This is a genomic window from Methylibium sp. (assembly GCF_013817365.1).
Classification (GTDB): domain Bacteria; phylum Pseudomonadota; class Gammaproteobacteria; order Burkholderiales; family Burkholderiaceae_C; genus Methylibium.
In genome coordinates this window covers 1-2,877 of record NZ_JACDCU010000491.1, presented here as the reverse complement: position 1 = coordinate 2,877, position 2,877 = coordinate 1, and the positions used below count along the sequence as shown (strand labels likewise).

The window sequence follows — 2,877 nt, the reverse complement described above, 5'->3', positions numbered from 1 at the left end:
TACGGCGTTGCGCAGGTGCGCAAGGTCTTGTGCACGGCCTGTGCGCGCCGTCGTTCACGCCGGCGGGCCATCGCCAAAGACGCGGCGTGCCGGCATGTCGATGAAAAACGGGCGCTCATGCGATTCACGGGGCCGGGTTACCCGGCGAGTCTTCAGCTGCCGAAGCTCACAAGCGTCCGGCGCAGCCGGGCGCCCCGCAGCGGCAGCGCAGCCGGCCCCCGTGGTGGCTCTCGCCGTAGTTCACGCCCAGTTCCTCGCCCGCCGCAATGTCGCGCAGCGCGTAGATCTCGACGCGGCCCTGGCGAATGCGCAGCGTGGCATTCGGCGCGCACGAATGGTTGACGAAGCGCAGCGCGTCGCCCGAGCGGGAGGCGTCGACCGCGCGGCGCTGCGACACCTCCACGATCATGATGCGCGCCTGTCCGCGCGCACGCCGGCGTGCCTCGCGCACGCTGATCGACTCGCCGCGGATCTCGCCGATCTTGCGGCGTGCCGGTATCGGTTCGGCGGCAAAGGCGCCCTGGCCGTCGATGCGGCTGGGCGCCACGCTCACGGCGAACTTCTGCGGGTCAGCCGGCACGCCGCGAACGCGCGGCGGGGTGATCGACTGCTGAGGGAGCGGTGGCGGACATCCGGGCATCGCCTGATTTTCCTCTGCGCCCGAGCACAGCCGTGTGGCCGCATCAGCCAAGCTTGGCCGCCGTGCGCCGAGGCGGCGGGACCTTGCCCGCCTCGAACGGGCTCGTGCCGGCAATCCGTGAAGGACTGCGCCAGCGCGACGTGCCCTACCGCAATTACCCGGTGATCGCGCTCCTTTTCGGTGGGTCAGCGCAGCGAATGTGCCGGTATCTTTCAAATCCTACCCACCCGCTGTACCTGCCATGTCACGTCGTGCCCCTCCTGCCTTTGCTCCTTACCCAGCGCGCCAGGACACGGCGCGGCAGCCCACGATCTGGTCGGCAGACGCGCTCGAATGGGAAGAGCTGCCTTCGCTCGCCGATTCGCTGGCCCAGCGGCTCGTGATGCTCGGCGAGCGCCACAGCGCAGCGCAGCGCCCGAGCACTCCCGGCGGCTGGGCGGCGACCTTGCCCGCCGAGCTCGAGCCGCCCCCGCCATCGGAGCCGTTCCGCGAAGTGCTCGGCGGCTTGGCGATTCGCGAAGTCAACGAGCCTGACGTGTTCCGCCATTTCTTCGGGGCAGTCCACGAAGCCGGCCGCTCGGCGCGTTGATGCCCTGAGAGCGTCCGCACTGCGCAGCAGTGCCATTGCGCCCCGGCAAACCCGTCTCATCCGGTTGTCCTTGGCCGCCCGAGGAAAGACGCCCGGGCGCCTGCGCCTCACTGCGCCCGTCACGGTGCGATAGCGAACATCCGCGACGCCTTGCGCGTGGGATTCTTGTGAGTCTTTGCCCGCTTGGCAGTCTTGCCGCGGCTGCGGCATCGCGCGCCCTGCACCCGTCTTTCGGAAAGCGCGATGATTGCCGGTCATCCAACGCTTTTTCCTGCGAATCCCTCGCTACCCCCTCGATGTCGACGACCCCGGCCTTTCCGACCCTGCGCGTCCTGACGGTGAACACCCACAAGGGCTTCAGTTTCTTCAACCGCAAGTTCATCCTGCACGAGCTGCGCGAAGCGGTTCGCACCGTTGGGGCCGACGTCGTCTTTCTGCAGGAAGTGATGGGCACGCACGAAATGCACGCCAAACGCGTGAAGGGCTGGAAGGCGGCGCCCCATTACGAGTTCCTCGCCGACACCATCTGGGGCGCGTTCGCCTACGGCCGCAACGCGATCTATCCGAACGGCGACCACCACGGCAATGCCGTGCTGTCGAAGTTTCCGATCCTGCGCTACGAGAATCGCGACGTCTCGGTCCACGGCCCCGAGAAGCGCGGGGTGCTGCACTGCGTGCTCGACGTGCCGGGCGCGCCCAGGGAAGTGCATGCGATGTGCGTACACCTCGGCTTGAGGGAGTCGCAGCGCAGCCACCAGCTCGATTTGATGTGCCACATGATCGACGCCGAGATTCCGACCGATGCGGCACTGCTGATCGCCGGCGACTTCAACGACTGGCGGGTGCGCGCGCACCGTGTGCTCGACCGCTGCGCCGGCCTGGTCGAGGTGTTCCAGCACGCTCACGGCACGACCGCCCGCACCTTTCCGGCACGCTGGCCGCTGCTGCAGCTCGACCGGATCTATGTGCGCAACGTCGCCGGGCACCGGCCGGTCAGGCTCCCCCCCCGGCCGTGGTCGCACCTGTCCGACCATGCGCCGCTGGCGGCCGAGGTGACCTTATGAAATTCCACTGGAAAGACGGCAACCGCTTTCGGCTGCTCGAGAACGGCGAGGCGTTCTTCCCCGCCGTGTTCGCCGCGATCGAGGCCGCGGAGCGCGAGGTGCTGATCGAGACCTTCATTCTGTTCGAGGACAAGGTCGGCCTGGCCCTGCATGCGGCGCTGATCGCCGCCGCCCGGCGCGGCGTGCAGGTCGATCTGACCATCGACGGCTGGGGCTCGCACGACCTGAGCCCCAGCTTCATCGAAGCGCTCACCGCCGCCGGCGTGCATCTTCACGTGTTCGACCCGATCTGGCGCGTGCTCGGCAAGCGGCTCAATGTGCTGCGGCGCATGCACCGCAAGATCGTCGTCATCGACGGCCGGCTGGCTTTCGTGGGCGGCATCAATTATTCGGCCGACCACCTGGCCGACTTCGGCCCGCTGGCCAAGCAGGACTATTCGGTCGAATGCGTCGGGCCGATCGTGGACGACATCCACGGCTTCGCCTGCGCGGCGGTGGGCCGACCGGCCTGCGCCACCCCGGCCGCCCCGCGGCGCTGGTTCCGCCACCGCCCGACCGTCGCGCCGGCCGCGCCGGACGAAGGC

The 2,877-nt window shown here is 68.8% G+C and carries 4 protein-coding genes; 3 read left to right on the top strand and 1 reads right to left on the bottom strand.

The genetic code is table 11. The features are described from left to right. Positions 1 to 166: 166 nt before the first annotated feature. Complete coding sequence (locus tag H0W38_RS20290) at positions 167 to 553, bottom strand: SET domain-containing protein-lysine N-methyltransferase (RefSeq protein ID WP_292457577.1); 387 nt, start codon at positions 551 to 553, stop codon at positions 167 to 169. A gap of 328 nt (positions 554 to 881) precedes the next feature. On the opposite strand from H0W38_RS20290, the gene H0W38_RS20285 reads away from it, so the two are divergent. From H0W38_RS20285 to clsB, 3 genes are all read left to right on the top strand, one after another. Beyond that, positions 882 to 1,229 (top strand): hypothetical protein, encoded by a 348-nt coding sequence (locus tag H0W38_RS20285; RefSeq protein WP_292457575.1) that lies wholly within the window; start codon positions 882 to 884, stop codon positions 1,227 to 1,229. Positions 1,230 to 1,525: 296 nt separating this feature from the next. After that, positions 1,526 to 2,293: an endonuclease/exonuclease/phosphatase family protein gene (locus H0W38_RS20280; protein ID WP_292457574.1), complete on the top strand. Its 768-nt coding sequence runs from the start codon at positions 1,526 to 1,528 to the stop codon at positions 2,291 to 2,293. After that, positions 2,290 to 2,877: cardiolipin synthase ClsB (clsB, locus tag H0W38_RS20275; RefSeq protein ID WP_292457571.1), on the top strand; the 588-nt coding region annotated here is incomplete at its 3' end. The genes H0W38_RS20280 and clsB, both read left to right, overlap by 4 nt.

What these genes read in the sequence shown, in the direction of transcription:
- H0W38_RS20285 (WP_292457575.1), top strand. Translation starts at nt 882, where the DNA reads ATGTCACGTCGTGCCCCTCCTGCCTTTGCTCCTTACCCAGCGCGCCAG.
- H0W38_RS20280 (WP_292457574.1), top strand. Translation starts at nt 1,526, where the DNA reads ATGTCGACGACCCCGGCCTTTCCGACCCTGCGCGTCCTGACGGTGAAC.